We start from the raw sequence: 25,989 nt of genomic DNA on the forward strand, positions 1-25,989 counted from the left end.
TTCAGAAAACCACCTCCAGAATCTCGGAAAGGCTTCTCACAGATGTGGATCTTATCCCAAGTTTCTGAAGCTCCTCACGACTTCTGAAGCTGATGACCTCTTCTGCAAGCCTCAGAATCTCCAGATTTCTCCGGTTGATCTCCCCAATCGGAAACCCGGAGTCGATCACGGCTTTGCCTTCAATGAGCCTCAGCGCAGCTTCAAGGCTCTCATCTGATATGCTCCTGTATGCAGCCTCACCCACCACCCCGCATGAGGTGCTCCGCGCAACGACGTAGTCAACGTCGTTCTTGTGCACGACTCCGGCTGTGAACGGCACGCCCTTCTTTGCCAGAAACCTCATTATGTTCGCTCCCGTCCCTCCACCGCAGACAACGTGCACCTTGGCCTCAGCGCTCCTGCCCATGACCTCGAAGGATCCGAGCTCCGACTCGAACCTCGCGTTCTCCACCTCATACACTTCAGACAGCACGTCTGGAGTCAGAACCTCCTCGGGAATCCCCTCGGCAACGATTCTGCCCTCCTTGACGAGCACGACCCTGTCGCAGATTCGGAGGGCGAGCTCTATGTCGTGGGTTGTCAGTATTATCGCCACGTTCTTCTCGTTCGCGATTCTCCTCAGCAGGAGCATTATCTCTATCTTGTGCCTGGCGTCGAGGAAACTCGTCGGCTCGTCCATCAGTATCACCTCGGGCTCCTGAGCGAGGGCCCTCGCTATCAGAATCTTCTGCTTCTCCCCGTCGCTCATCTCGGAGAACAGCTTGCTGGCAAGGTACTCTGCGTTTACCATCCTAAGACACTCCATCACAACTCGCTCGTCCTCCTCCCTCAGCCGTCCGAATGCATCGACGTACGGGTACCTCCCGAGCCCCGCGATCTCGAACCCCGTCAGGAATCCGGCGTCGCTCCTCTCGGTCAGCATGACCGACATCTTCTTTGCGAGCTCACCGGGCTTCAGCGAGAACACGTCGAGCGAGTCTATGTAGGCAGCGCCGTCAATCGGCTTAAGCGCCCCCATGAGCGTTTTCAGCAGCGTACTCTTCCCGCTGCCGTTGGGCCCGAGTATGCCCAGTATCTCTCCCCTCTGCACCTCTAAAGTGATGTCACTCAGAATCGGGAAGGAGTAGCCGACACTCAGGTTTCTGGTCTTCAGAGGAACGCTATCACCCCCGCAATTACGATTATATCGAGCACAAGCGATGCCAGCGCGTTCAGCGCGACTATTTTCACTCCGAGCCTCCCGAAAAGGGAAACGTGGAATGGAAGGGAGTGTTTCACATAACTCGTGGAGAGGGTTATGACGTTTCCGAGCATGAGCGCTATCAGGAGCCACTTTGCGCTGATCTCCCCGCTCTCCAGCATTCCCGCCCCCATGGCGATTGCTGCTTTCGTGCTTATCATTTCAGTCGCGGTTACCGCAATGACGGACGAGCTGACCGGCAGAAACGAGAGGAGATCAGACACCACTCTGAACACGCCGAGCTGAGATGCTATCTGAACGAGAAAGTATGTGACGGCCATAATCAGCGCAACCCTCCACAGGAGTGACCCGGACGAGTGCAGAACGGGCTCAATCGCTTCTGGCTCTTCGGAAATCTCAGTCCTCCACGCTCTGGCCATCGCCACACCCATCGCCGACTTGACGACTGCCACCAGCATGCGAAGTGAGGTGTAGATAACCCCTGTCCAGCCGAGAACAGGTATGACGTAGGGAATGAAGAATCTGTAGGTGTGCGAGATCGCGGACGGGAAGGAATTCACGAACGATGCGGCTATAACCTCCCTCTCGTCCACAATTCCGTCTCTGTGTGCCTGGGCGAGCATGGAGTACGATGCGGTCGCGCTCACAAAGCAAACCGCAACTGAGGTTGCCGTCACCTCACTCAGGCTGAGCCTCCTGAGAACAGGCCTTGCTGCCCTAGAGATCCTGCTCATGATTCCCTTTCTGATCATGAGCGAGGTGGCTATGCTCGCCGCTGCCACCACTGGCAGGGTGTGGATGAGGAACCTTGCTGTTGACATCACCGCAGCGTCAATGTTCAAATCCATCTTACTTTTTGTCCAATTTACTTGATTATAAACCTTGCGATCTGAACGGACAGCTTTCCGGATTTTCGATCTCCGCTGATGCAAGGGTGGCGCATGCAGACATCTCCCTTCCGTCCGGGAAAACGAATACACTCTTTCCCTCGAGAGCGGCGCACCTGAGGTTGAGGGTCTGCTGAAGGACATTCCTGAACCTGATAGGGTATCCCATCCTCTCGGCGTAGAGTACTGCATCTCTAACGCTCGACGGGTCTGGCGGGCTGAGGTATCTGCCCCTTCCCACCCTCTTCAGCAGGTCGAAGCTGATGCTCCTCGCCCCGAAAGCGCAGGCAATGTCGACGAGATCCCTCAGTCTGCTCTGGTTCACTCTCGTGACGACGCACGTTATGCCGTAAGGTATCCCCAGACTCTTCAGCACCATCATCGCCCTAAGCACGTCTCTCGTCGACCCTCTGCCGCTCGGGTATGGCCTAAGCACATCGTTCACTTCTGGTGGGCCGTCTATGCTGATCCCGATCCTCACTCCGAGATCGTGCAGCTCCTCTGCCTTCTCGTGATCCAGGAGCGTGCCGTTCGTCTGGATGGAGAACTTCACATCATACCTCCCGGCAACCCTCCTCACCACCTTGTAGTTGAGCAGCGGCTCTCCGCCGGTTAACTGAACCTTCATGCCGGGGTGGTAGTGCCTCTCGATGGCCCTCTTGGCGGTGGAGTAGCTCATGTACCTCTTCCTCTCCCCTCCGCGTGCGTAGCAGTATACGCACCTGAGGTTGCAGTCCTCGGTGAGGGCGAGAATCAGCAGCCTCACTCCAGCTCGGCCTCCATTTCGAGGTATATCCTCCTCAGCCTCTCCCTCGTCTCCTCGCTGGCGTTCCACATTCCGCGCTCCGCAGCCTCCATAAGCCTTTCCGCGATGTTCATGAGGGCGTAGGGGTTGTTCTTCCTGAAGAACTCCCTCATCTCCTCGTCGAACACGTATCTTTCCGCTATTCCCTCGTACATCCAGTCCTCTATAATGTCGGACGTCGCGTCCCACTGGTAGATGTGGTCGACATACTTGGAGAAGTACTCGCCTCCCTTGTACCCGTGCCTCTTCATGCCCTCTATCCACTTCGGGTTCATCACCTTGGCCCGGTATATCCTCTTCCCCTCCTCCTCGAGGCTTCTTACCTTCAGGTTATCAGGGTCTGAGGAGTCACCAACGTAGGACTTGGGATTGCCGCCGAGTGACCTTATCGTGGCTATGAGGCCGCCGTGGTAGTTGTTGAAGTCATCCCCCTCGAAAATGTCCCACTCCTGACTGTCCTCGTTCTTCACCGTAACCTCTACCATCCGCAGCACCCTCTTGAACTCCTCCTCAGCCTCCACACCGTACTTCCCACGTCCGTAAGCGTAGCCGCCCCACTTTACGTAGGCTCTTGCCAAATCGTCTATGCTTTCCCAGTTCCCGTTCTCCAGCACGTGGCTCACTCCCGCCCCATGCGCTCCGGGCATGTCTCCGAACACCCTGAGCACCTCCCCGTCGCCTGAGTGCTTTCTGACGTAGTTCATGTCTTCGGGTTCGTCGAGAGATGAGACGAGCCTCACGGCATCGTCCATCAGCTCCACGAGGTTGTAGAAGGAGTCCCTGAACATCCCGCTGATCCTGACCACCACATCTATCCTCGGTCTTCCCAGCTCCTCCAGCGGGATCACCTCGAGCCCGGAAACGCGGCCTATTGAGTCGTACTTCGGCCTCACCCCGAGCAGATAAAGGAACTGCGCAACATCTTCTCCATGAGTTCTCATGGTCGGTGAGGCCCAGATGACCATCGCCACGGTCTCCGGAAACTTCCCCTCCTCCCTGACGTACCTGTCGAGCAGCTCTTCAGCGAGCCTCTTCCCCGTCTCGTAGGCCTGTGGCGTCGGGATTTCCCACGGGTTGCAGGAGTAGAAGTTCTTGCCCGTCGGCAGTGCTCTGGGGTTCCTCGTAATGGCCCCGCTCATTCCCGGTATCACGTACCTCCCGCTAAGGGCTTTCATCAGCCAGTCCATCTCCTCGCTGATCTCAAGCTTCTCCTTCAGGTCGAGAATCCTGTCTTCGAGCTCACCTCCTCCCTCACCGTTTATTGCGCTCCTCACGAACTCTCTGCAGGCGTCCATCACCTCCTCCACGATCCGCGACCTCGTCTTTCCGTACACCTCCACGCACCGCTCGTTGTCGAGGCTCAAATCATACCCGAGCCTTTCCGCAGCAACTTCGAGAATCGACCTGCTGTCTCCATGCCTTATCCTGAGTATGGAGACTATCGTTTCCACGAGTTCATCACCGCTGAGACCCTCTCCGAAGACGTGGAGTCCAAGGTTTATCATGGACGTCTTGAGCTCAAGCAGGGCGTTGTGTATCTCCTCCACATCCTCATTACCCTTCGACAGCCTGAGCTCTTTCGCAAGCCTCAGGATCTCCTTCCTGTACTGCTCTCCCCTGCCGTACCTCGTGGCCTCGTAGTACTCGTCTATCAGCTTCTCGAGCCTGAGATAGTCCTCGTACAGGTCGGAGGTGGTGAAGGTGGGAGGCAGGTGGTCGATGATGCAGGAATAGCTCCTCCTCTTGGCCTGCGTCCCCTCTCCCGGGTTGTTGACTATGTATATGTAGAAGTGAGGAACGTCCATGCATATGTCCGGAAAGCAGTTCTCCGAGAGCCCGAATCCCTTTCCGGGAAGCCACTCCAGCGTTCCGTGCTTTCCGACGTGAATTATCGCGTCAGCTCTAAAGACCTCGGAAATGTACCTGTAGAATGCTATGTACTGGTATGTGGGTGGCAGATCCGGGCTGTGGTAAGCGCTGTCCACGTTCTCGCCAAACCCTCTCGCCGGCTGCAGGCCGATCAGGACGTTGCCGTTCTGCACAACCGGAAGGAGGTAGCTGCCGTCCAGTACGTACGCATTCCCGGGCTCCTCTCCCCAGTGCCTCAGCATCTCCTCCCTCGCCTTCTCCGGAATGTTGAGCTCGACCTCCTTCCTCATCCTCTCCGCATGCCTGAGTGTCATGTGCCTCTGGTCGTTCGTTACCTCAGACAGAATCCTGTCTATCAGCTCGTTCCCATTCTCAGGAACCCAGTCGATCGCATATCCCTCTTCTCTCATCCTCCTCAGAATTCTCGCCACGCTCTCTGCAGAATCGAGGCCGAATGCCGATGCCACTCTGTCGTTTCTGGGCGGGTAGTTGTGGAGGACTATCGCCACCCTCTTCTCATCGTTCTTCTTCCTCCTGAGCTCGGCGTACCTCGCTGCCACTCTCGCGAGCTTGGCGACCCTGTCGGGTATTGGCTCTATGACAGTAATCTCTGTCTCGCCTACCCTGACTCTTTTCTTGCACGCTATGGGGAAGTGTATGATGGCCGAATCAAATTCGGGCATCGCGGCGCTGATTATCACATCAACCGGACTCAGCCCCTGCTTCGATTTCTCCCATTCCTCGACCTCCACGAGGCCGACTATCGCCTGAAGCACGGGAACGTCCAGCCACCTGAGGAAGCTCTCCCTGTTTTTTCCGAGGGGGCCCGAGGTTATCGAGAACATCGTCATGTTGACGAGGACGTCTATCACCACCTCGCCGTCTCTCGCGAAAAACTCCTTCACGCTCCTCTCCACTCCCCACGATCCGAGGTCATTGGGGTTTCTCTCGGTGAATACAGGTATGACATTGGCGTACCTCTCCACCTCCTCAACAAAGGCATCCACGTGTCTGATGTCTCCGCTCACCCACCAGTTCCTGTAGAACAGCACGCCCACAGTTGGTCTTTCCGGGTTCAGCCTGCTCAGATACTCCCTGCCATAAACCTTCCCGCGGTGATATATTCCCTGCCACGGAACGGGTTTTGGGGGCTCAAAGCGCACATCTTCTCCACCGAACCTGTTCGCCAGAAACAGCAGCAGGTTTCTGTAGTTCTCCACACCCTCGAACGCGAGGTACCTCGATATGATCTCTCTGTCCTCTCTGCTGACCGTGGAGTACTCCTCCAGTTCACTGCGCTCCTCGTAGAGCGTGGGGAATGGGCAGAAGTGCACACCATTCTCTACAAGAAACCTGTGAAACTCCTCAACAGGAAACACGTCCTTTCCACCCATGAGCTTGGCCACAACGATGTCAGCGTTGGCGCAGAACTCCCTGAGCTCGTCCACCTCGCTCTTCAGATCGTAAATGAACAGACCTATGTTTTTCAGGGGCTCTCTGGCCTTCTCGAGCATCAGCACATCTGCAGACACGTTCGTGATGAATCCTATTCGAGCCATTGTAGTCAAATAATCTTGATGAAATTTAAAGTTAACTTTAAATTCTTTGAAGCTGAGCGTAACTCATGCGGATCGCCCTTTACCAGATAGAGGATAGGGGAAGTGTGGGTGGCAACATAGAGGCTGCCAGAGTGGCCATAAGGAGTGTAAATGCGGACTTCATATGCTTCCCGGAGTTTTTCACGATACCTGCGGATTACAAGAGGTTCGGTAAAACCGTCGAGGACGCGTGGAGGGAGATCAGCCTGCCCACGCTGAGCATGATTGCCGAGGAGTCCCTGTTTTTCGACGGCTACGTGATAGGCGGCTCGGTCGTGGAGAGGGGGCCGGATGGGTACTACAACACCTGCTACATATTCAGGAAGGGGAGCGTTGTTGGCAAATATCGAAAAATCAGCCCTGTTGAGGAGGAGCTGGAGATGGGCATACGCCCGAGAAGGGAGATCACCGTTCTGAAAACCGAATTCGGAAATATTGGAGTCATAATATGTGCGGACTGCCTCAGCGAGAGCGTGGTTGACAGGGTCGCCAGAAAGTGCGACGTGCTGTTCCTGCCCATATCCCTCACGGATCCGTCTCACCCGAAGGTGGAGGGTCACCCGGTCTCGGAAAGGATTGCAAGAGAATACGGTGTCTTCGTCGTCAAGGTGTCCAGAGTTGCGAGGAATCTGGGCGTGAAGAGTGTGGTCATGTCACCTGAGGGGATAGTCCGGGAGGCGTCAAGCTGCTGCCGGGAAGAGCTCTTCGTCGTCGAAATCTGAACCCAGCGAAAGGGATATATTACCCGACCCACTACTTTGGTGAGGGTGCGGTCGTAGTCTAGCGGTAGGACACGGGCCTCCCGAGCCCGTTGCCCGGGTTCGAATCCCGGCGGCCGCACTGACATTTTTTCTTGTGAAAATATGTAGTGTATTAAATTTAAATTATGGTTTAGTTGCTATCAAAAATTATTGTATAAAGCAGTGCGTTGTAGTCTTTAGAATATTTGTATGCGTCATAGATTCCATATATCCATGGTATAATTAGCCATGAAAACAGAAGTATTAATATTCCTTTTCCAACTTTTCCCAGATACATTTGACCTAATTCTGGAATTAAAATACTAAGCGCTACTGCCATCCCAACACTTTTTCTTTTTTGCTCAAAATACATTACTTTTTGATTTTTATCCATGTCTCTTACAAATTCTTTAATTTGCGTCATCTCTGCTCTATCCATTGTATCACCCTATCTTTATTCTAAATTAGCCTTTATTTAAAGTATTTGTTGATTCAAATATATTTTTCCGAAAGCTCTCCCACAAATGGTATTTTAAATTTTTCACCATTATATGCTTTGATTATTAGAACTATCCACAACGCAATGCTGAATATCCATAAAAGCCATGAGAGTATCCAACCAAGAAATGGAATGAACATCAGCACTCCTTGGATTATTGTAATTGAAAAAAATACGACTATTGACTGCATCGCGTGAAACCTTACGAACTCGCTGTCTTTTTCAAGCAGGTAAAACACGATTCCGGTTAGAAATCCGAGAACGTAGCTCAAAGCGGCCTCTACATTCTCCTCAAGACCAAGGGATGTTTTCGTCATAACTTCCTACTCTCCCGGGCAGATAAATAGTTTTTGCCGCGGGGACAAATTTTTATTAAGCCACGAAAATCTCCTGCCATGATCACTCCCTGGGAGGTAAGCGGAGAGGTTGATTACGACAGGCTCATTCAGGAATTCGGGATTGAGCCGTTCAAACCCCTTCTCGATCAGATTGACAATCCCATGCACCTCATGAAAAGGGGCATAATCTTCGGGCATCGCGATTACCACAGGATTGTCGAGGCGATGAGGAATGGCGATAAATTCGCAGTCATGTCCGGCTTCATGCCCTCCGGCTTACCTCACTTTGGCCACAAGATGACCATGGATGAGATCGTGTGGCACAACCGCATGGGGGGCATGGCGTTCGTTGGCATAGCAGATATGGAGGCTCATGCCGTAAGGCGGTTGAGCTGGAAGAAGACGAGGGAGATTGGAATGGAGTACATCAAGGCAATAATCGCCCTCGGTCTCGACGAGAACTCTGTCATCTACTTCCAGAGCGCCAACGAGAGGGTTAAGAACCTCGCCTTCGAGCTGGCCGAGGAGGTCAACTGGAGCGAGCTGAAGGCCATCTACGGGTTTGATGGAGAAACAACTCTCGCAAAGATGTTCGTCACATCTGTTCAGGCGGGCGACATTCTCCTCCCTCAGCTGGCGTTTTATGGTGGCCCCAAGCCTACTGTTGTCCCCGTCGGAGCAGATCAGGATCCCCACATCAGGCTGACGAGGGATCTGGCGGCGAGGGTGTCCATATTCGCTTTCGAGAGGCTGGATAACGGGGTCAGGATAAGGAGCAGGAAGGGGAGGGAGTATCTGGAGAGGCTGAAAGATCTGGACTTTGAGATGAAGTTCTACGAGGAGCATGTGGACGTGTTTGCCCCTCCGGATGAGGTCGAGAGCAGGGTGAGGGAGCTGGAGGTCAGCATCGGTGGCTATGCGTTCGTTCCTCCCTCCTCCACATACCACCGCTTCATCACCGGCCTGCAGGGCGGGAAGATGAGCTCGTCAAAGCCTGAGAGCTTCATATCTCTTCTCGACCCTCCGGAAGTCGCTGGCGAGAAGGTTAAGCGCGCTCTGACTGGTGGAAGGGCAACGGCCGAGGAGCAGAGGAGGCTTGGTGGACAGCCGGAGAAGTGCGTGATCTTCGAGCTCTACACGATACACCTGCTGGACGACAGGGAGCTCGAGGAGGTTGAGGGGGACTGCAGGGAGGGCAGGCTCCTCTGCGGGAAGTGCAAGAAGATGGCAGTGGAGAGGGTAGAGAGCTTCCTCAGAGAGCTTCAGGAGAGAATGGACGAGGTGGAGGGCAGGCTGGATATGTACAATATAATCTCGTAGTTTGTATTTTTCTTTCGTCAATCTGCAGAACCTGTGAGGTTTGTTTACGGTCTTTGCAGATGGATTTGCAGGGCTGTGGTGTTTTATTTTCTGACATTGTCTCTTCTCAGGTTATGGTGGGTCTCCGCGCACCTTTATATACTCCATGCATTACTCAACTTTCGCTGCAGTATTTAAACTGAAAAAGGCGGGAGAAAGCGTTTTATAGGGATTGGGAGGAATATTAGTGGTAGTTAAAATCAGACTAAAATAGGATTGAAAGCCGTAATAGAGCTCGTCTGGGAGGCTGAGAGATTTGGTAGTTAAAATCAGACTAAAATAGGATTGAAAGCGGGGAGTACCTCTACAGCGGATGGAATCCGTACAAGTTAAAATCAGACTAAAATAGGATTGAAAGATATTATTGAGATTGCAGAAGAGTATTTGAAGTGGTGTTAAAATCAGACTAAAATAGGATTGAAAGAGCCTCTATGACGTACGGTGTGATTGACTTGGCAATATCGTTAAAATCAGACTAAAATAGGATTGAAAGTTTGAGTCGTTGCTCTTGTTCAGCGCTGCGTGCACAACGCGTTAAAATCAGACTAAAATAGGATTGAAAGATGATAAGACGATGACGATTCTCGCAGAGAGCATGAGTTAAAATCAGACTAAAATAGGATTGAAAGTGCACTCCGGATTGTCACAGACCCTCTCCTGACAGAGTTAAAATCAGACTAAAATAGGATTGAAAGTGTGTGTTACTCTACGTCGGCGGTTAAAACCATTGCCGGTTAAAATCAGACTAAAATAGGATTGAAAGGTTTACTTCGACAGGTACTACTTGAACGTCGAGCCGGGTTAAAATCAGACTAAAATAGGATTGAAAGTCTCCTCATTATCTCTTTTGCCAACACTTCAGCGTCGTTAAAATCAGACTAAAATAGGATTGAAAGCGTCATGTCACAGGAGGCTGACAGCTTCATGGCAGCAGTTAAAATCAGACTAAAATAGGATTGAAAGGATGAATGTCAGGGGCTTCCTGCTCAACGTCAAGGACGTTAAAATCAGACTAAAATAGGATTGAAAGAAGAGACGGTGATGACGTGCACTACGACTTGCTACTCGTTAAAATCAGACTAAAATAGGATTGAAAGTGACGATGTCGAGGAGGGCGATTGCGAAGGCTATGCCGGTTAAAATCAGACTAAAATAGGATTGAAAGCAGAAAGAGCTGAGGTATTCGGAGATGAGAGAAGAGTTGTTAAAATCAGACTAAAATAGGATTGAAAGCAGCTTGTTTTTTATCTCGTCAGGAGCGTAGAGGTCGAGTTAAAATCAGACTAAAATAGGATTGAAAGATAGTAATGGAAATCTGGGACTTCATATCAATGAAGGAGTTAAAATCAGACTAAAATAGGATTGAAAGTCCCCATCTTGGCTCGTCCCTGCTGTACTCAGCGTAGTGTTAAAATCAGACTAAAATAGGATTGAAAGAGATAAACGGTGCTTCGGCTACGTTCAACGTCGAGAGGTTAAAATCAGACTAAAATAGGATTGAAAGCCGGTATCATCGTTCATGGCAAGGTAAACGAAGACTGGGTTAAAATCAGACTAAAATAGGATTGAAAGGCAAGTGGTGCTGCAATAACTGCTGATTACAAGTTTGTTAAAATCAGACTAAAATAGGATTGAAAGAGGAAGCTGAGGAGGAGAAGCAAAAGCAGATTGAACAGGTTAAAATCAGACTAAGGTGTTGCATCCTCAATTGTAAAGATTCGACCCTCAAAGTACGGACTTCACCCCTAAAACTCATGACAAAACCTTTATCACCCTCGTTCTCTTTACAAACTTCCTAATCTGAACTTGAACAGGAATTGTTGTCACTGGCCGCTTGGCTCTATGGAGTGGGTGGATGTGGTGCTGGTAGACACGTTTCCGGCATTTCTGGAGCGCTGGAATGGCGATGAAGAAAGCTGGCTCGAGTACATCAGGGACTTTCCCGAGCTTTTCGAGAAAATCAGGATGGATTACGAAAAATACGGGAACGACTGGAGGGATTACCTCAGGCTTCTAAGCAAGAGGGAGTTGCCAGAGCTGAAAAGGGCACACGAACGTCTTGTGGAGGCCATTCCGGAAGTTGGGGTGAGGATTGAGGAGCTTTTTTGTGTTGAGCAGGAGGATTACAATATTGTGATTTACGTGGGTCTCGAAAACGGAGCTGGCTGGGTAACCGAGTTCATGGGGAAGCCCTCGATCCTCTTCGGCCTCGAGGCCATAGCTGAGCTCGGCTGGCATGATAACGTGAGAGGGCTGGTAGCTCACGAATTCGGCCACCTCGTTCACTGGGTCGTAAGGGGTGGGAGCATAGAGGAACTTGAGAATGAGGAGATCATGTGGCTATACACAGAGGGCTTTGCCCAGAGGATCGAGGACATCGTAACCGGAAGGCCGTGGCACCTCGAATCAGAGGGCTGGTTTGAGTGGTGCGTGGAAAACGAGAGGCTCATAAAGAAGGAGTTCCTCAGGAGGCTCAGGGCGAACGAGCCACTGAATCGCTTCTTCGGTTCGTGGTACCGGGTTTTTGGAAGGCGGTTTTTGGGGTACTACCTTGGCTACCGATTCGTTGAGTGGCTCGAGACGGAATTCAGCCTCAGGGGGATCGCCCTGATGGATAGGGAGCTGGTCAGGGACAGGATCCTCGAATTCCTTGAGCTTTAGCAGGTCACGTGAGATTCACTTTCTGCTCTCTCACAGCGAAATGGTTAAATTGTTCCCTCTGGCAGCAGGTCTGAATGACGCTGACGTTTGTCGGCCTCGGCCTGTGGGATGAGAAGGACATCACACTCAGGGGGATTGAGGCTGTCAGGAATGCAGATGTCGTTTACGCCGAGTTCTACACCTCCAGACTCTCCACCAGCGTTGAGAGGCTTGAACGGGTTCTCGGGAAGGAAATCCGGGTTCTGGAGAGGAAGCACCTTGAGGAGGAGAGCAGAAGGCTGGTGGAGGAGGCCAAGGAAAAGAACATTGTGGTCCTTGTTGCCGGAGATCCAATGATCGCAACAACACACTCCAGCATAATGGTCGAGGCCAAGGCGAGGGGTGTTGAGGTTGAGATTGTCCACAACGCCAGCATCGTCTCGGCAATCGCTGGAGTTACTGGCCTCCACATCTACAGGTTCGGGAAGATAGCGACGGTCAGCTACCCCTACGGAAATGTAGTCTCGAGAACGCCCCTAGATGTCATCAAGCAGAACCTCTCAATAAACGCTCACACCCTCCTCTTGCTCGACCTGAACCCAGAGCCCATGACGATTGGCTACGCTGTGGAGCTGCTTGAGAGGGTTGATGACGGCACCCTCGACCACTTCGCCGTTGGAGTTGCGAGGGTCGGAGGAGATTCGGTCACAATCTGTGACAAATTTTACAGGCTGAAACATCACGACTTTGGTGACCCGCTTCACTCCATCGTGTTTCTGGCCAAAACCATCCACATAACCGAGTACGAGTTCCTGAGGGAGTTTGCTAACGCTCCCGAGGAGCTTTACGAGATCGTGGAGTGAAGATGTAAAAGCTCGACCCCTTCCAGCTGACAAGCCTCCCTCCCTCCACGATCTCACCCTTCAGGGGCAAAATTATTGCATCGCACCCAACAGCCTCTGCAACCCTCAGGATGCAGATCTGAACCTCGTAAGGGGGGCGGATGGAGTATATGAGCGAAGCGCCGCTGTACACCTCAAGCCTCGGGTTGCATATGTCGTCCACAAGAACATCCTCTCTCGTTCTCCTGACATCAGTTCTCACGACCTCCAGACTCCTCGCCTCGAGCTCGTCAGAAGTCGAGAAGTTCCAGCCAACTCCCACCTCTACGACCTTTCCCGAGTAGTTTCTGGCTATGTAGTCCGTGAGCCCCTCCACAGTTTTCTTTATAAACAAGCTTGGTTATAAGCCTTCTGTGTATTCAGTGCTGATAAGGCCCTTCGAGCCACGGGACTCCTCAGACATAATACGGATAGACGCCGAGTCGTTCAGCACCCAGAACCCCACCTACGACCTCTTCGTCTACCTGGCCTACGGAAGCGAGATATTTGTGGCCGACATCGGTGCAATGGTCGTGGGCTACGTGGTGCTCGTTTACCGGGAGGACGAGGCCAAGATCATGTCCATAGCTGTCAAGAAGGAGTTCAGGAGGAAGGGAATAGGCTCGATGCTCCTCAGAGAGGCGATAAAGAGGGCAAAGGAGAAGGGGACAAAGAGACTCCTCCTCGAGGTGAGGGTCTCGAACGTTGCCGCACAGGAGCTGTACAAAAAATTTGGGTTCAGTGTGGTAGGAGTCCTTGACTCCTACTACAGCGACGGGGAGTCCGCGTATTTAATGAGCCTGGACCTCAACCAAGCTGATGACTTCTCTTAGCCTGGGGTTTGCAAGCAGGTCTCCGTGATCCTTCTCACTAAGCAACTCGTTGAGCCCCCTGCAGAGGAGGAATATTGCCTTCTTGTGGTCGTTCTTGCTTTTATGTATGTGTACAGGCTGCACGCCAAGGTCCTCATACTCCTTGAAATAACCGTTGGTCAATCCAGCTTCTTCGAGAAATCTCTTGACGTGAAACAGGGTTAAATGCAGAAAGACCAGCTCTTCTTTGTGCATTCAGCACCACCAATTATTTCTCATCATCATACACTATAAAAGTTTTATTTATCATTAATAAAGCTGGATTCGTATCAATACAAACTGGCAGATTTTCAACGATTAGATAAAACAAATCTTGAATGATCAGCGATTTCGGGCAAATTTTTAATACTTTTCAGGAGATTTAGGTGGGATGAAAGTGCTCCTGAGCAGGAAAGATACCGTGAAGCTATTAATTCTTTCCGAGCTCATGAGGAATCCCGAGTGCAACCAGCGGGACATAGCGAGAAAGCTCAAGATAACCCCGCAGGCAGTTTCGGAGCATTTCAAGGAGCTCATAGCTGAAGAATACGTCAGGGTTCTTCACAAGGGGTTCTACGAGGTTACCGAGAAGGGCAGGGAGTGGCTGAACCAGAACCTGCTTGACCTGCACCTGTTTACCGAGGAGCTTCTTAGCAAGATCTACTCCTCATCGATAGTTGTGATAGCCAAGGGCAGAATCTCGGAGGGCAGCGAGGTGGAGTACTGGTTCGAGGACGGCTACATATTCGCGAGGGAGAAGGAGGGTGGGAACGGAGTGGCTCTGACATCTGCAGAGGATGGCGAGGACGTGCTGGTGAAGCCGACGGGCATGTTCAACCCTCCGGGCAAAGGGGAGATCGTGATATTCAGGGTGCCGATGATCGAGAGGGGTGGCAGCAGAAGCACAGACATAGAGCTTCTGAAGAGGCTCCTGAAGGAGAAGAGGAGGCACATAGTCGTGGCCCTTGGCATCGAAGCTTTAGTGTCGTGCAGAAAGGCAGGTGTCGAGCCGATATTCTTCGGAGCCAAGAACGTCTGCGTCGAGGCAGCCCATCACGGGAGCGGGGTAATAGCTGTGGTTACTGAAACCCTCTCAGAGGATCTGATCAGAACTCTCGTTGACGAGGGCCTGAGCTTCGACGTGATAGAGGGAATAATCCAAAAAAGTTAAAAATCTTCTCCGCCGAAGGGTAGGGATTGTGAGGTGTTGCCGATGATTGCCAAGGTAGTCGAGCTCCTGCTTACCGCAGAGATATTCAACAGAAACGAGAACCTCACAGAGGACGACATCCCCAAGGAGATCAGGAAGATTTTCTACACCAATGGGGGGATAAGGAGGCCACTCGTCGTCAGGGAGAACCTGCTGAAGGCTGCGGTCAACTATGACGACAGGGAACTCAAGAAGCTCCCGTTCGTCGATATAAACAACTTCAACAGGCAGATCAAGATCACCTCGTTTGACCTCGCCGTCAAGTGGATGGCGAAAAACGGGGTGGAGCTGATAAGGAGAAATCCCGTTCTCGCTTACTTTTACGAGAATTACGATTCTCTCGGCGTCTCATACAGCGAGGCGAGGAAGTACAACAAACCGAAGCACAGCGATGCCGAATGGCTGAAGAGCATGATCGAGGAGCTGAGGAAGGACGAGAGCACGGCGGAGATGCTCGACCTCGTCAGGATCTTCTCTCCTGAGGAGATAGAGGATAACTTCAGTCAGGTGGTGCTCGAGGAGTACCAGCTCAACGAGATAAGGAAGATTGAGACCGCGATAGAGGAGAGGGAGTGGCTGAGGAAGGTCGGGCTGAGGGAGGTGGGCAAGCTCCTCTTCATAGGCCCTCCAGGGACCGGCAAGACCACGACGGCGAGGGCGCTCAGCAAGAAGCTGTCCATGCCGCTTGTGGAGGTCAAGCTGTCCATGATAACCAGCCAGTTTCTCGGCGAGACATCCAAGAACATCGAGAAGGTGTTCGAAATAGCGAAGAAGCTCACTCCGTGCATACTGTTCATAGACGAGTTCGACTACGTCGCTAAGACGAGAACGAGTGATGAGCACGCTGCGGTTAAGAGGGCGGTGAACACCCTCCTGAAGTCCATAGACGAGATCAACCTCGTTGATGATGGTGTGCTTCTCATAGCCGCCACAAATCACCCGAGCCTTCTCGACTCGGCCGTGTGGAGGAGGTTCGACAAGATCGTTGAGTTCCCCGAGCCCTCTGAGAGCGTGAGGAGGAGGATATTCGAGATCACCCTGAGCAAGATTCCGGGGAACTACGACATAGACAGGCTTGTCGAGATGACGTCCGGCTTCACCGGTGCTGAGGTAAAGCTCGTTGTGAGGGAGGCCGTGCTCTCCGCTCTGGTTGAGGGCAGGAAGGAGCTGACGATGGACGATCTCGTGAAGGCCGTGCAGGATGTGAAGGGCAGGCTCGACCTTAAGAACTCCTACTGAGCATGAGGGTGACCATACTCGGCACAGGGGACTCTCCCGGCACCCCGGTGATCGGATGCCACTGCAGGACGTGTGAGAACGCGAGGAAGAACGGGTGGGAGAGGCTCAGGTTCTCGATTCTCGTCCAGAATGAGGGCAAGAACATACTGATAGACACCTCACCGGACATGAGGAGGCAGCTTCTCAGAGCCGGGGTTGACAGGGTGGATGCGGTTATATGGACTCACGCTCACTACGACCACTTCGCGGGCTTCGGGGACTTCTACAGGGTGCAGAGCGGGGTTAACGTTTACAGCTCCGGCGAGGTGCTTGAGGACGTTGGGCGCTTCATGTACTTCATGAAGTACAGGGAGAGGCAGGTCGAACCCTACGAGCCCTTCAAGCTCTTCGGGGTGGAGATAACGCTGGTTGACGTCACCCACCCTCCGATGAGGAGGGCGCATGGCGTTGTGCTTAAATATGGTGGCTCCAAGGTCGTGATAACCGGAGACACGAACCCAAGAATTCCGGAAAGGAGCGTTGACGAGATGCTTCGCCCGGATCTGCTGCTCGTGGATGCCATAGCCCCCGAGGGCTACAGGCTGAGGAAGCACATGAACGCTGGGGACGCGCTTAGCTTCGCGAGGAAGGTTAACGCGAGGAAGACGCTGTTCGTGCACGTGGGCCACTTCTACCAGCCAAGCTCCAAGTATCCCCTTGCGAAGGATTTCGAGAGCTTTGAGTTCAGGGGTGTGAGCCTTGAGGACTTCATATAGCGGGGTTGACGTTGGCGGGGCGAACGTGAAGGTCTACAGGGGAGACTCTGGAGAGGTTGAGATACACTACTTTCCCATGTGGAGAAGGTGGAGGGAGCTGGAGGGCTTCCTCTCCAGCCTTGGGATAGGTGGCAGGGTGGGCGTGGTTCTTACGGCCGAGCTTGCAGACTCCTTCTCTTCAAAAGCAGAGGGAGTTGAATACGTGGCAAACGCTGCGAAGAGGGCTTTTGGGGATGTGGTGTTCATAGACGTTGACGGAAACTTGAGGAGGGATGTGGACGAGCCTGAGAGGTTTGCGGCAAACAACTGGGTTGCCAGCGTGAAGCTCCTCTCGGAGTCCTACGAAAGCTTCATATTCGCCGACATGGGCTCGACAACAACAGACATCGTTCCAGTGGTGGACGGGCAGATCATGGCCGGAAGGACGGACTACGAGAGGCTAAGGAGAAACGAGCTGCTCTACTTCGGAATGCTCAGAACGCCCACGTTCTTCCTTCTTAAGGATAACTGCTCCTCCGAGCTTTTTTCGATAACCGCTGATGTAACGCTTGTTGCGGGCCTGATAAGGGAGAGTGATTACACCTGTGACACGCCCGACGGGAGGGGGAGGAGCGAGAGGGAGTGCATGCAGAGGATCGCAAGGCAGTTCTGCGCAGATCTGGAGGAGCTTGGTGAGGATTTTGTGAGGCAGAAGACTGGAGAGGTTGTAGAGGAGATGGTCAGGAGGGTTTCAGCAGCTTTCGAGGAGAAGAGCTCAGAGTACGGCGTTGATCTGGTTGTGGGCTGCGGGATTGGTGAGGCGGTTCTCGAGATGGCAGCAGAAAGAGCCGGGCTGGATTACGTCTCTGTCTCAAAGGAATTCGGGGAGGTCTCAAAGGCGTTTCCGGCTTACGCGATAGCCAGGCTGGTAGAGAGGTATGATAGTGGTTAAGCTCGGAGGCAGCGTTGCCTTCTCTGCTGGCAGAGTAATCGCGGAGCTCAAGGAGACGGGGAAAGACGTGCTCATCGTCCCCGGAGGCTGGAGGTTCGCCGATGCGGTCAGGGAGCTGTCTCTCGACGGGGATGAGGCGCACTGGATGGCGGTTCTCGGGATGAACATGTACGGGTTCTACCTCTCGAGGTTCGCACAGGTTATAGAGCCGGAGAGCTTTGACTTCGAGGTCGATGGGGTGAGGATACTCCTCCCTTATCTGCTTATGAGAAGAAACGACGAGCTGCCCCACTCTTGGGACGTTACGTCAGACAGCATTGCTATCTGGGTTGCGGAGAGAACCGGAGCGGAGGAGATTGTGAAGGTCACGGACGTTGACGGGATATTCGTCAACGGGAGGCTTGTGGAGAGGATAAGGGCGAGCGAGATTGAGGGTCAGACGTGCCTTGACCCCTACGCCCCAAGGCTCCTTCAGGATTATGGCAGGGACATGTTTATATGCAACGGGCTGGCAGAGGGAAGGGTAAAAGATTATATAATGAAAGGCCGAGCTAAGGGCACCGCAGTAATCGGGAGGTGATGAAATGGAGATCTACAGGTGCATCACGTGCAACGCAAATCTGATCGGTACGAATTACGTCGCGTTCCCGTGTCCGTCATGTGGGGAGACGATCTACAGGTGTAAGAAGTGCAGGAAGCTCGGTAACCCGTACGTATGTGAGAACTGCGGGTTTGAGGGACCATGAGGTGGTTGAGATGGGTAAGGTGTACATGAGGCTCAGGGTGATGCCGAAGGATGTTGAGGTCGATCTGGAGGCATTGAAAGAGAAGGTTAAAGAGGCTGCACCTGAGAAGGTTGAGATCGCCGATTTCGGAATTCAGCCGATCGCCTTTGGCCTTAAGGCACTCCTTGTCGCAGCGGTGATGCCCGACGAGGAGGGTATTGGCGACAGGCTTGTTGAGGCAATTCAGGGCCTCGAGGACGTTGAGAGTGTGGAGATCGAGGCTCAGGAGCTTGTATGATTGAGAGGATTGTTACCCCGCCCCTCGGGGCGAACGCATACCTTATTTTGGATAAAAAGACGGCGCTGATTGATGTTGGCGGGGATTTTAGGTTCATTTACGACGCAATCTCGAGGCACGCAGACCCTGAGAGTCTGGACTACATAATCCTGACCCACACCCACTTCGACCACGCCTCCGCGACGGCAGATCTGAAGAAGGTGACGGGTGCAGAGGTTGTTATCCATTCGAGGGAGTACGAGTTCGCGAGGGAGCAGAACTTTTCTGCGAGCTTCTTCGGAATACACTTCCCTCCATTCGAGCCGGATGTGCTCGTCGAGGAGGGAGATGTTTTAAAGCTCGGAAAGCTCGAGCTCAGGGTCATCCACACTCCCGGCCACACGCCGGGGAGCATCTGCCTGTACGACAGGCAGGAGAGCTTAATCTTCACCGGAGACACAGTCTTTCCCAACGGCGGTTTTGGGAGGGTTGACTTTCCTGGAGGTAACGCGATACAGCTCCTGAACTCCCTCAGGAGGCTCACCGAGATCGAGGTCGAGTGGATGTACCCCGGGCATGATGAACCGGTGAGGAACGCGAGAGACCACATAAGCACCGCATACAGGCTCGCGAGAATGTTCTTATGATTGATGTGGTTCTTGTCGAGCTCAAGATACCCGAGAACATAGGCTTCATAGCGAGGGTAATGAAGAACTTCGGCTTCAGAAACCTCGTTCTCTACAACTGCAACGTTGGAAGGGTGAGCCTCATAACCGCCTCTCACGCGAGGGATCTAATCGAGAACGCGAGAATCATCGACTCCCTCGAGGACTATCTGGGGGAGAAGAGCCTCGTAATCGGGACGACCGGAATAAGGAGCAGGAACGTGGGCAGCTACATTCGAAAGACGGTCACTCCTGAGGAGCTCAGGAAAATCATGCGAAGCAACGCGGCCATACTCTTCGGGAGGGAGGACTTCGGGCTCTTTGACGAGGAGCTCAGGCTGTGCAACGTGGTTGTCAGCATACCGACAAGCGAGGAGTACCCGGTGATGAACGTGAGCCACGCAGCGGCGGTAATCCTGTACGAGCTGTCGAAGACCGAGCCCGAGAGAGGTGACTGGGCAACCCAGAGGGATGTCGACGTGCTTGTGGACTACTTTGACCAGCTGATGCACGAGGTCTGGTATCCGAGGCACAGGATACAGAAATCGAGGGTGCTGCTCAAACGGGCCTTTGGAAGGGCCGGAATGAGCAAATACGAGATGAACCACATCGCTGGCATTATAAGGAAAACAGTATTATACATAAAGCACCTGAAAGAGGAGCATGGAGCGAAGTAAGTTGCTGCTGTTCGCAGTGGTAATCACGCTCATCTTCACGTTCCTCTACCTGCTCTCACCGCTCCTTGACGGCATAATACTCGGGATTGTTCTTGCCTACGTCGCGAGGCCAATTCACTCCCGGCTCAAAACCCGTATCGGAGATGCACCCTCGGCCTTCCTCTCGACGATGATAATTGCCATACCCCTCTTCTTCTTCCTCTTCTACGGAATATTTCAGGGAATAACCCAGCTGATCTTCCTTCTCAGGAACTATCAGGGGTACATGAGCCAGATACACACCTTCATCTCGAGCCTTGATCCTGAAACCGCGAGCATCGTCCGCTCCATCCTGACACAGTTCACGGACTTCGTGAATACGAGCATAGGGGATATGGCCATCAACGTGACGACCAAGTTCGTGTTCTTCATAATGAACTTCTTCATCTCGTCGATCGTCTGCTTCTACGCGATTCTCGACGGCAAGAGGGTGGCCGACAGGATAATAGACGCCGTATTCTCCAGCAGGGATGCGAGGGGCTTCTTCGATGAGCTGGACAGAACATTCACCGGGCTCTGGTTCGGAAACTTCGTGGCGGCGCTGCTCATAGGCATGGCAAGCATACCCTACTTCCTGTACTTCGAGATCCCCTATGCCCCCCTCCTCAGCGGGCTAATGTTCCTTGCAGCGCTGATTCCTGTTTTTGCAGAGTGGATGGTCATCCTACCAGTCGCGGTTTATCTCTTCTTCATAGACGGGATAAAGGCCGCGTGGTTCCTGGCAATAGGGGCGTTCTTCCTCTACATAATCCCTGAGCTGATTCTAAGGCCATACTTTGTTGGCTACACCTCCAAGGTTCACCCCCTCGTCCTGATGCTCTCCTTCATAGGTGGGGGTCTTGTTGCAGGTGTTAGCGGCTTCTTCCTCACGCCGATGCTTGCTGCGGTGCTGACTGCTCTCTACAACTACTACGCAGGGGAGAGAAAAGAGACAGAGGATGGAGCTTAGTGCTCCATCTTTATGTGCTCGGGTGCGAGCAGCTTCAAAATCTTCTGATCCGTTATGACTCCAACAGGCTTTCCTGAGTCCTTTACAACGAGAATCCTCACGTCCTCATCGTTCATTATCCTCAGCGCTTCGCCGAGAGAGATGTCCTTCTCTACCGAGACGATCTTCGGCCTCATGACGTCGCTCACTTTGGCTTTCAGCTTCCCCTCTTCCACAGCCTTTGCAACGTGATCGAGGGTGAATATCCCGACGAACTCATCTCCCTTCACGACGGGCATGCAGTAAATTCCCCTCTTCGCAAGCTCTTTGGCAGCGTTCTCAACGACCTCGTCAGCATCAACGGTTATTATGGGGCTCGACATGTGCTCCCCAACCTTGTCCTTCGGCAGGGCCACGATCTTCTCGATGTCTATGACGACCATGTTGTCCGTGTCGTCCCTCCCCACGACCTTTCCGTAAACCAGCAGCTCGTTAACGGGCGTGGGGCCAACAATTATCCTGTCGTTTGGTGAGATCTTCTTTATGTTTCCGAGAATCCTGATTCTGGCCTGACAGACCTTCGGGTGGGAAAGAGTCGGGAAAACTATCTCCTCAGCTGAGAGATCCTCCTGAATCTCCCCATTAACGATTACGGGAACCTTAACGGCCTCATCATACTTGGTGATCGCGAGGAGTTCGTACGCCTTTGAAGTCGGCCTGTATCCTCCCTTCGGCCCCGGCACACCCTCAACGAGGCCCAGTGATCTTAGAGCCTGCATCTGATTCCTGACGGTTCCCGGATTCCTGTTTATCAGCTCGGCAATCTCCTCTCCCTTGACCGAGCCTCCTCCCTTGTTCTTGTAGATTGTTATCAGCGCGTACAGGATGTCTTTCTGGATCTGTGTGAGTTCAAGTTCCATTTTTCACCCCTCCTTTTTAAATTCTCGCCTTGCTTAGTTTATATATTTTTCCTACATTTAAATTGCAAAATCCACCAGATTAGTCCGTAGGCAGGTAGATTTTAAAAACTTTGGCATCCAACTTCCGGGATGACGTTTGATGCCAGAAGACTCCCGACCGTCCTGACCGCAGAGGAGCTGATTGAGAAGGCCTTCAGGAGGGCCTCCAAGGTCACCGGGAGAAACAGAAGGGAGAAGGCGCTGAACAAGCTTTCCACGATGTCCAACGTCCTGAGGGATTACTTCACGAGGATCATAACCTCTCACCCGTCTTACGACAACCTCGACGACTTCTACAGGGAGATGGTTGACATAGTCGTCGGGCTGAGGAGAATCAAGAAGAGCCTCGCAGCTCTGTCGTGGGCGGACTCGATGACCCAGAGGGTCATAACTCAAGGGATCAGGAGGATAAAGGGTGGAAGGGATCCTGAGAGGACGCTTAAGGAGGTTTATGGAAGGGTTGCCTCGATTATCGAGCAGATAGATGATGAGCTGAGGTTCTTGAATGAGGCCAAGATGAGGCTGAGGGAGATCCCGTCCCTCACAAACGATTTCACGGTTGTTTTCGCAGGCTATCCGAATGTTGGCAAATCAAGCATAATCTCGAGAATCTCGACCGTCAAGCCGGAGGTGGCGAGCTACCCGTTCACGACCAAGAAGATATTCGTGGGGTACCTTGACTCTCCAGCTGGGAGAATTCAGGTCATAGACACCCCCGGTCTCCTTGACAGGCCGTTCGAGAAGAGGAACAAGATAGAGAGGAGGGCTGTGCTTGCCCTCAGGCATCTGGCGGATGTTGTGGTGTTCGTGATAGATCCGACGGAGTCATGTGGCTTCGAGCTCGAAAAGCAGCTTTCCCTGCTTGAGGAGGTGAGAGAGGAATTCGATCTGCCAGTAATCGAGATTTACAGCAAGGCAGATCTCCACAGCTTCAGGGACAGGCGTGCGGTCTCGGTTGTTACAGGAGAGGGGATCGAGGAGCTTGTAGATACAATAAAATCACTTGCAGAGCAGAAGTCCGGCGAGAAATCCGGCAATGGCGAGTGAATTGAGTATCGGCAGGCCCGGATGTGCCCCCTTCTTTTTCTCGACCATCCTGAGCAGGATTAGCAGGCCAATATAGCCGGCAGCAAAAGTCAGGGCAGCTTGGTAAATGCAGCCGTTGAAGGTTAGAGCTGAGACGGCGAGTATGTTGGGCATCACCGCATCTCCAACCCCCATGACCGCATCCCTCTCCTTCCCGGGTATGATGAAGACCACAGGTATGTTCATCTCCGAGACGCTGTCTGCGAGGGTGACCATGTGGCCGGTTTTGTAGACTGCTATGTAGTCGTAAACGGCCAGAGCGACGAGGAGCACGATGACAGGCAGGGGCTCCATGCTTATCCCGAATATCGCGGTTATGGCAGCGCCAACGAGAATCGCGGAAATGTTCACGACGATCCAGTGTCTGCTCTTCACGAGTGCTGCGAGCAGGATTAGTGAAGGGATGGCTGAAAGAATTCCGAGGAACGGGAGAAACGCGTAGAAGTACGTGACTGCGAGTAAGGCGTAGAAGATGAACTTCAGGAGATTCTTCCTCATCTTTGCCAGCACGAGCACAACAGCGGTAAACCCGAGGATCATGCCCATGTAGTAGACCGAGTTGGAGACGCTGCCCGTGTCCTCGAAGGCCTGCATCCCGGCGCTCGCGTAGTATGGTGCGAGAGCGAGGGCGAGAACGCCGGTCAGCAGGTAAAATATTGAGAGCAGGTATCTGCTTTTCATCAGTATCTCAACCTTATTCTCTCTCCCTTTGCCAGCGCGAGCTTTATCTCCTTTCCAGCATCTCTGTCCTTCCTGACCCTTATGACGCCCTTCCTGCCCACTTCAGCCGTGAAGAGGTACTTACTGCCAGCGTACACATCCACCTTCTTGCCCTCAAGCCCTTCCGCGTGTATCACGTAGTGCTTGCCCTTCTCCTCCACGTACGTCTCCACCTCGCTTCCTTTCTCAACCTTCAGCGGCTCGACCTCTATGCTCACTCCCAGCTCCTCTTCAATCAGCTTTATCCTCTTCCCCTTCCTTCCTATCAGGTACGGGATCTCGTCCTCAGCCACTCTGACGATTGCCTTCCTGTCGCTCACCGGGACTATCTCGTAGACAGAGACGAGGTCCTTTATCTTGCTCTCTATGGCATAGACGAGCAGCTTGTTCTCTGACGTCTCCTCAACGGGCATCACGACTACCTGCTCACCGTAGGTGTATATCTCGTACTCAAGCTTCTTTGTCTCGAAGTCCACGACCTCAATCACAGGCCTCGCCAGATCCGCCTCGGTCATTCCGTATGGGACTTTGACCGTGAAGCTCAGCTCGTAGACCTTCTCGACCCTTCCGGCGTCTATGAATATCACCGTGTCCACTACCTGCGGTATAACTCCAAGCTCCACTCTGCCTATCATCCTCTGTATCGCATCTATCGGCCTTGTCGCGTGAGTGACGCCGATCATCCCCACTCCTGCCAGCCTCATGTCGGCGAACACCTGAAAGTCAGAGGTCTTCCTGACCTCGTCGTAGATCGTGTAGTCTGGCCTGACGAGCAGCAGCACGTCAGCAGTCAGCCCCATGTCCCCTTCGAGGGGAGCGTACTGCGTGATCTCGTCCCTGACCATCAGGTCTCTCGGGCTCTCCATCGTCTTGACCATATACCCGTTCTCCATCAGGTAGTTGGCAACACTCGCCGCGAATGTGGACTTACCGGCTCCGGGAGGCCCGGATATCAGAATCCCTCTCTGCCTCTCTATGAACCTCTTCTTCAGCTCCTCGCTTATCCCGTAGTCGTCGAGCGTGGCCTTCGCTATCGGCCTCACCGCAGTGATCTCCATCCTGTCGGCGAATGGCCTCTCTGCTATGGCTATCCTCAGATCTCTCATCTGAACGACTGTTACGCCCTTCCTCTCGATCTCTATGCTGCTCTCCTCGTCCTGACTTGCGGCCTCTAAGATCTCGTGGGCTATTTCCTTCAACTCCTCGAGGCTCAGGGGCTCTTCCGTGATCTTCACGAGTTCAAGCTGGCCTATCTTGCCCCTCTTTGCGTAAGCTGGAACGCCCTCTCTCAGGTGGACGCTGGCAGTGTCTTCAGTGAAGAACTTCACTATCCTCGTCTCCTCGGGCCTTATGGTCTCCTTCCTGACGTATATCGCCTCTATTCCCTTCGATACCGCCACGGTGTATTGAACCCTGTCCCCGGTTATGAGCACGGCCCTCTCCTCTTCAGCGACCTTGCGGATGAGGTTATCTATCTCTCCACCCCTCGCAAGTCTCACGTGCTCGAGGCTCGGCCTCTCTCCGAGAAACAGCACGTCGAACCCAGCCCTCTCGGCAAGCTCCCTTATTCTTCTGACCTCTTCGAGGCCCTGAAATCCGGTCATCCTGCCGAAGTTGGCCTGAGCCTCCAGCTCTGCCAGAACGGCCTCGGGTATTATTATCGTGCCCTTTATCTCTCCACTCTCAATCATCTTCGAAACTCTTCCGTCAATTATGACGCTTGTATCAACAACGTACTTCATTCATAACCCTCCAGTTTTCTGAAGAAGCATGAGTAGTTCCCGGTGTGGCAGGCAACACCATTCTGCCTCACAACATACAGGAGCGCATCCCCGTCGCAGTCAACCCTGATCTCAACTACCTCTTGAACGTTTCCGCTCTCCTCCCCCTTCATCCACAGCCTCTTTCTGCTCCTGCTGTAATAGTGAGCTCTCCCTGTCTCAAGGGTCTTTCTCACGGCCTCTGCATTTGCGTAGGCCAGCATGAGCACCTCCTTTGTTTCCGCGTCCTGAGCTATCACGGGAATGAGCCCCCTTTCGTCGAACTTCAGCTCCATCACCCACTTTTAACAGGAAATGTTTATAAATTTAGTTGGACATTAATCTTCAGG

The 25,989-nt window shown here is 52.9% G+C and carries 28 protein-coding genes, 1 tRNA gene and 1 CRISPR repeat array; of the genes, 17 read left to right on the forward strand and 12 right to left on the reverse strand.

The genetic code is table 11. The annotated features are described in order from the left end of the window. Position 1 precedes the first annotated feature (1 nt). From GAH_RS04625 to cobN, 4 genes are read right to left on the reverse strand one after another with little or no spacing between them, the layout of a single operon-like run. Entirely contained in the window at positions 2-1,201 is a 1,200-nt protein-coding gene (locus GAH_RS04625) for an ABC transporter ATP-binding protein (protein ID WP_342667806.1), read from the reverse strand. Beyond that, positions 1,150-2,049, reverse strand: coding sequence for a nucleoside recognition domain-containing protein (locus GAH_RS04630; RefSeq protein WP_048094969.1), 900 nt, complete (start codon positions 2,047-2,049; stop codon positions 1,150-1,152). Before GAH_RS04630 ends, GAH_RS04625 begins: the two co-directional genes overlap by 52 nt. Positions 2,050-2,074: 25 nt before the next feature. Next, positions 2,075-2,854: a radical SAM protein gene (locus GAH_RS04635; RefSeq protein WP_052747766.1), complete on the reverse strand. Its 780-nt coding sequence runs from the start codon at positions 2,852-2,854 to the stop codon at positions 2,075-2,077. Then, positions 2,851-6,321 (reverse strand): cobaltochelatase subunit CobN, encoded by a 3,471-nt coding sequence (gene cobN / locus GAH_RS10775; RefSeq protein WP_048094970.1) that lies wholly within the window; start codon positions 6,319-6,321, stop codon positions 2,851-2,853. The genes GAH_RS04635 and cobN overlap by 4 nt, the downstream gene beginning before the upstream one ends. A gap of 65 nt (positions 6,322-6,386) precedes the next feature. On the opposite strand from cobN, the gene GAH_RS04645 reads away from it, so the two are divergent. Together GAH_RS04645 and GAH_RS04650 are read left to right on the forward strand one after the other, a co-directional pair. Next, positions 6,387-7,082 carry a carbon-nitrogen hydrolase family protein gene (locus tag GAH_RS04645; protein WP_048094972.1) on the forward strand — a complete coding sequence of 232 codons (696 nt, stop codon included), beginning with the start codon at positions 6,387-6,389 and terminating at the stop codon, positions 7,080-7,082. 47 nt (positions 7,083-7,129) lie between these two features. Continuing rightward, a tRNA-Gly gene (locus GAH_RS04650) sits at positions 7,130-7,200 on the forward strand. Between the two features lie 51 nt (positions 7,201-7,251). Here the strand turns inward: GAH_RS04650 and GAH_RS04655 are convergent. Then, a complete protein-coding gene (locus GAH_RS04655) occupies positions 7,252-7,539 on the reverse strand; it encodes a TM2 domain-containing protein (RefSeq protein WP_048094974.1) in 288 nt (95 codons plus the stop codon). Positions 7,540-7,592: 53 nt separating this feature from the next. Continuing rightward, entirely contained in the window at positions 7,593-7,916 is a 324-nt protein-coding gene (locus GAH_RS04660; RefSeq protein ID WP_048094975.1) for a DUF4870 domain-containing protein, read from the reverse strand. A 78-nt stretch (positions 7,917-7,994) separates the two neighbouring features. On the opposite strand from GAH_RS04660, the gene GAH_RS04665 reads away from it, so the two are divergent. The 3 genes from GAH_RS04665 to dph5 all read left to right on the forward strand — a co-directional run bounded on the left by GAH_RS04665 (position 7,995) and on the right by dph5 (position 12,799). After that, entirely contained in the window at positions 7,995-9,257 is a 1,263-nt protein-coding gene (locus GAH_RS04665; RefSeq protein ID WP_048094977.1) for a tryptophan--tRNA ligase, read from the forward strand. Positions 9,258-9,489: 232 nt separating this feature from the next. Further along, a CRISPR array of direct repeats spans positions 9,490-10,934; the repeat unit is 30 nt; unit sequence GTTAAAATCAGACTAAAATAGGATTGAAAG. 219 nt (positions 10,935-11,153) lie between these two features. Further along, positions 11,154-11,957: a hypothetical protein gene (locus tag GAH_RS10680; RefSeq protein WP_218915481.1), complete on the forward strand. Its 804-nt coding sequence runs from the start codon at positions 11,154-11,156 to the stop codon at positions 11,955-11,957. A 74-nt stretch (positions 11,958-12,031) separates the two neighbouring features. Then, the gene (gene dph5, locus GAH_RS04675; RefSeq protein WP_048094978.1) at positions 12,032-12,799 is read left to right on the forward strand and encodes a diphthine synthase; all 768 of its coding nucleotides are present in this window, start codon (positions 12,032-12,034) and stop codon (positions 12,797-12,799) included. Here the strand turns inward: dph5 and GAH_RS04680 are convergent. Continuing rightward, complete coding sequence (locus GAH_RS04680) at positions 12,762-13,154, reverse strand: UPF0146 family protein (RefSeq protein WP_048096757.1); 393 nt, start codon at positions 13,152-13,154, stop codon at positions 12,762-12,764. The two genes, dph5 and GAH_RS04680, sit on opposite strands and share 38 nt — an antisense overlap. A gap of 37 nt (positions 13,155-13,191) precedes the next feature. Between GAH_RS04680 and rimI the strand changes: the two genes are divergently transcribed. Continuing rightward, positions 13,192-13,650, forward strand: a complete 459-nt coding sequence (gene rimI, locus GAH_RS04685) for a ribosomal protein S18-alanine N-acetyltransferase (RefSeq protein ID WP_052747767.1) — start codon at positions 13,192-13,194, stop codon at positions 13,648-13,650. Here the strand turns inward: rimI and GAH_RS04690 are convergent. After that, a complete protein-coding gene (locus tag GAH_RS04690) occupies positions 13,609-13,884 on the reverse strand; it encodes a UPF0058 family protein (protein ID WP_048094982.1) in 276 nt (91 codons plus the stop codon). The two genes, rimI and GAH_RS04690, sit on opposite strands and share 42 nt — an antisense overlap. Before the next feature lie 175 nt (positions 13,885-14,059). Between GAH_RS04690 and GAH_RS04695 the strand changes: the two genes are divergently transcribed. Genes GAH_RS04695 through GAH_RS04735 form a run of 10 tightly spaced genes read left to right on the forward strand, consistent with a single transcriptional unit; the run spans position 14,060 to position 21,135 of the window. Next, on the forward strand, positions 14,060-14,839 hold the full coding sequence (locus GAH_RS04695) for a DUF7839 domain-containing protein (protein ID WP_048094984.1): 780 nt from the start codon (positions 14,060-14,062) through the stop codon (positions 14,837-14,839). A gap of 42 nt (positions 14,840-14,881) precedes the next feature. Next, positions 14,882-16,117, forward strand: coding sequence for an AAA family ATPase (locus tag GAH_RS04700; protein WP_048096758.1), 1,236 nt, complete (start codon positions 14,882-14,884; stop codon positions 16,115-16,117). A gap of 2 nt (positions 16,118-16,119) precedes the next feature. Further along, positions 16,120-16,872, forward strand: a complete 753-nt coding sequence (locus GAH_RS04705) for an MBL fold metallo-hydrolase (RefSeq protein WP_048094985.1) — start codon at positions 16,120-16,122, stop codon at positions 16,870-16,872. Beyond that, on the forward strand, positions 16,856-17,803 hold the full coding sequence (locus GAH_RS04710) for a hydantoinase/oxoprolinase family protein (protein WP_048094986.1): 948 nt from the start codon (positions 16,856-16,858) through the stop codon (positions 17,801-17,803). The genes GAH_RS04705 and GAH_RS04710 overlap by 17 nt, the downstream gene beginning before the upstream one ends. Then, positions 17,790-18,383 carry an amino acid kinase family protein gene (locus GAH_RS04715; protein ID WP_048094987.1) on the forward strand — a complete coding sequence of 198 codons (594 nt, stop codon included), beginning with the start codon at positions 17,790-17,792 and terminating at the stop codon, positions 18,381-18,383. Before GAH_RS04710 ends, GAH_RS04715 begins: the two co-directional genes overlap by 14 nt. 4 nt (positions 18,384-18,387) lie before the next feature. Further along, on the forward strand, positions 18,388-18,549 hold the full coding sequence (locus GAH_RS10550) for a zinc finger domain-containing protein (protein WP_084632287.1): 162 nt from the start codon (positions 18,388-18,390) through the stop codon (positions 18,547-18,549). A gap of 10 nt (positions 18,550-18,559) precedes the next feature. Beyond that, positions 18,560-18,826, forward strand: a complete 267-nt coding sequence (locus GAH_RS04720) for an elongation factor 1-beta (protein WP_048096759.1) — start codon at positions 18,560-18,562, stop codon at positions 18,824-18,826. Continuing rightward, entirely contained in the window at positions 18,823-19,452 is a 630-nt protein-coding gene (locus GAH_RS04725) for an MBL fold metallo-hydrolase (RefSeq protein ID WP_048094989.1), read from the forward strand. The genes GAH_RS04720 and GAH_RS04725 overlap by 4 nt, the downstream gene beginning before the upstream one ends. Further along, complete coding sequence (locus GAH_RS04730) at positions 19,449-20,147, forward strand: RNA methyltransferase (protein ID WP_048094990.1); 699 nt, start codon at positions 19,449-19,451, stop codon at positions 20,145-20,147. The genes GAH_RS04725 and GAH_RS04730 overlap by 4 nt, the downstream gene beginning before the upstream one ends. After that, entirely contained in the window at positions 20,134-21,135 is a 1,002-nt protein-coding gene (locus GAH_RS04735) for an AI-2E family transporter (RefSeq protein WP_048094991.1), read from the forward strand. The genes GAH_RS04730 and GAH_RS04735 overlap by 14 nt, the downstream gene beginning before the upstream one ends. On the opposite strand, the gene GAH_RS04740 is transcribed toward GAH_RS04735, so the two are convergent. Continuing rightward, complete coding sequence (locus GAH_RS04740) at positions 21,132-22,034, reverse strand: CBS domain-containing protein (protein ID WP_048094992.1); 903 nt, start codon at positions 22,032-22,034, stop codon at positions 21,132-21,134. The two genes, GAH_RS04735 and GAH_RS04740, sit on opposite strands and share 4 nt — an antisense overlap. 129 nt (positions 22,035-22,163) lie before the next feature. On the opposite strand from GAH_RS04740, the gene GAH_RS04745 reads away from it, so the two are divergent. Continuing rightward, positions 22,164-23,120, forward strand: a complete 957-nt coding sequence (locus GAH_RS04745) for an NOG1 family protein (RefSeq protein ID WP_048094994.1) — start codon at positions 22,164-22,166, stop codon at positions 23,118-23,120. On the opposite strand, the gene GAH_RS04750 is transcribed toward GAH_RS04745, so the two are convergent. From GAH_RS04750 to hisI, 3 genes are read right to left on the reverse strand one after another with little or no spacing between them, the layout of a single operon-like run. Further along, positions 23,073-23,840, reverse strand: coding sequence for a presenilin family intramembrane aspartyl protease PSH (locus tag GAH_RS04750; RefSeq protein ID WP_048094995.1), 768 nt, complete (start codon positions 23,838-23,840; stop codon positions 23,073-23,075). The two genes, GAH_RS04745 and GAH_RS04750, sit on opposite strands and share 48 nt — an antisense overlap. Then, complete coding sequence (locus tag GAH_RS04755) at positions 23,840-25,621, reverse strand: PINc/VapC family ATPase (RefSeq protein ID WP_048094996.1); 1,782 nt, start codon at positions 25,619-25,621, stop codon at positions 23,840-23,842. Before GAH_RS04755 ends, GAH_RS04750 begins: the two co-directional genes overlap by 1 nt. Beyond that, on the reverse strand, positions 25,618-25,935 hold the full coding sequence (gene hisI, locus GAH_RS04760; RefSeq protein WP_048094997.1) for a phosphoribosyl-AMP cyclohydrolase: 318 nt from the start codon (positions 25,933-25,935) through the stop codon (positions 25,618-25,620). Before hisI ends, GAH_RS04755 begins: the two co-directional genes overlap by 4 nt. Between the last annotated feature and the right edge of the window lie 54 nt (positions 25,936-25,989).

The sequence above is a fragment of the Geoglobus ahangari genome (assembly GCF_001006045.1).
Classification (GTDB): domain Archaea; phylum Halobacteriota; class Archaeoglobi; order Archaeoglobales; family Archaeoglobaceae; genus Geoglobus; species Geoglobus ahangari.

Excerpts from the sequence above, each read along its gene's own strand:
- GAH_RS04630 (WP_048094969.1), bottom strand. The coding sequence starts at position 2,049 with ATGGATTTGAACATTGACGCTGCGGTGATGTCAACAGCAAGGTTCCTC.
- cobN (WP_048094970.1), bottom strand. The coding sequence starts at position 6,321 with ATGGCTCGAATAGGATTCATCACGAACGTGTCTGCAGATGTGCTGATG.
- GAH_RS04645 (WP_048094972.1), top strand. The coding sequence starts at position 6,387 with ATGCGGATCGCCCTTTACCAGATAGAGGATAGGGGAAGTGTGGGTGGC.
- GAH_RS04655 (WP_048094974.1), bottom strand. The coding sequence starts at position 7,539 with ATGGATAGAGCAGAGATGACGCAAATTAAAGAATTTGTAAGAGACATG.
- GAH_RS04660 (WP_048094975.1), bottom strand. The coding sequence starts at position 7,916 with ATGACGAAAACATCCCTTGGTCTTGAGGAGAATGTAGAGGCCGCTTTG.
- GAH_RS04665 (WP_048094977.1), top strand. The coding sequence starts at position 7,995 with ATGATCACTCCCTGGGAGGTAAGCGGAGAGGTTGATTACGACAGGCTC.
- dph5 (WP_048094978.1), top strand. The coding sequence starts at position 12,032 with ATGACGCTGACGTTTGTCGGCCTCGGCCTGTGGGATGAGAAGGACATC.
- GAH_RS04690 (WP_048094982.1), bottom strand. The coding sequence starts at position 13,884 with ATGCACAAAGAAGAGCTGGTCTTTCTGCATTTAACCCTGTTTCACGTC.
- GAH_RS04695 (WP_048094984.1), top strand. The coding sequence starts at position 14,060 with ATGAAAGTGCTCCTGAGCAGGAAAGATACCGTGAAGCTATTAATTCTT.
- GAH_RS04700 (WP_048096758.1), top strand. The coding sequence starts at position 14,882 with ATGATTGCCAAGGTAGTCGAGCTCCTGCTTACCGCAGAGATATTCAAC.
- GAH_RS04705 (WP_048094985.1), top strand. The coding sequence starts at position 16,120 with ATGAGGGTGACCATACTCGGCACAGGGGACTCTCCCGGCACCCCGGTG.
- GAH_RS04715 (WP_048094987.1), top strand. The coding sequence starts at position 17,790 with ATGATAGTGGTTAAGCTCGGAGGCAGCGTTGCCTTCTCTGCTGGCAGA.
- GAH_RS10550 (WP_084632287.1), top strand. The coding sequence starts at position 18,388 with ATGGAGATCTACAGGTGCATCACGTGCAACGCAAATCTGATCGGTACG.
- GAH_RS04720 (WP_048096759.1), top strand. The coding sequence starts at position 18,560 with ATGGGTAAGGTGTACATGAGGCTCAGGGTGATGCCGAAGGATGTTGAG.
- GAH_RS04725 (WP_048094989.1), top strand. The coding sequence starts at position 18,823 with ATGATTGAGAGGATTGTTACCCCGCCCCTCGGGGCGAACGCATACCTT.
- GAH_RS04730 (WP_048094990.1), top strand. The coding sequence starts at position 19,449 with ATGATTGATGTGGTTCTTGTCGAGCTCAAGATACCCGAGAACATAGGC.
- GAH_RS04735 (WP_048094991.1), top strand. The coding sequence starts at position 20,134 with ATGGAGCGAAGTAAGTTGCTGCTGTTCGCAGTGGTAATCACGCTCATC.
- GAH_RS04740 (WP_048094992.1), bottom strand. The coding sequence starts at position 22,034 with ATGGAACTTGAACTCACACAGATCCAGAAAGACATCCTGTACGCGCTG.
- GAH_RS04745 (WP_048094994.1), top strand. The coding sequence starts at position 22,164 with ATGACGTTTGATGCCAGAAGACTCCCGACCGTCCTGACCGCAGAGGAG.
- GAH_RS04750 (WP_048094995.1), bottom strand. The coding sequence starts at position 23,840 with ATGAAAAGCAGATACCTGCTCTCAATATTTTACCTGCTGACCGGCGTT.
- GAH_RS04755 (WP_048094996.1), bottom strand. The coding sequence starts at position 25,621 with ATGAAGTACGTTGTTGATACAAGCGTCATAATTGACGGAAGAGTTTCG.
- hisI (WP_048094997.1), bottom strand. The coding sequence starts at position 25,935 with ATGGAGCTGAAGTTCGACGAAAGGGGGCTCATTCCCGTGATAGCTCAG.